This window comes from Paenibacillus forsythiae T98 (assembly GCF_000520735.1).
In the GTDB taxonomy this organism is placed as follows: Bacteria; Bacillota; Bacilli; order Paenibacillales; family Paenibacillaceae; genus Paenibacillus_AQ; species Paenibacillus_AQ forsythiae.
In genome coordinates, this window is the sequence record NZ_ASSC01000218.1 from 1 (window position 1) to 327 (window position 327).

General features: G+C 63.9%; 1 protein-coding gene. It reads right to left on the minus strand.

Annotated features, from left to right (window positions below):
- Positions 1-327 (minus strand): glycosyltransferase (locus L692_RS28080; RefSeq protein ID WP_036722635.1); only part of this gene is annotated, 327 nt, incomplete at both ends.

The window sequence follows — 327 nt, forward strand, 5'->3', positions numbered from 1 at the left end:
GCCATGGCTTCCACATTGACGAGCCCGAAGGATTCATGCCGCTGCGAAGGACAGACCAGGCAATCGGCGAGCTGGTAGATCCGGTGAATCTCCCCGTGCGGAATACCGCCGATGAAGGAGACGGACAGGCCTGAGCGCCGGGCGAGCTTCATGAGCCTCCGCACGTAGGCCGCTTTGCCCGTCCCGGCAATGACAAGATGCACGGGCCGCCGTCTTGCCAGCATAGCGGTCGCCCGTATCAGAATGCGCACGCCTTTGCGGGGAATGATCCGGCCGACGAACAGAACCGTAAAGCGGCCGGGCAGTCCGTATTCCCGGCGGAGCAGC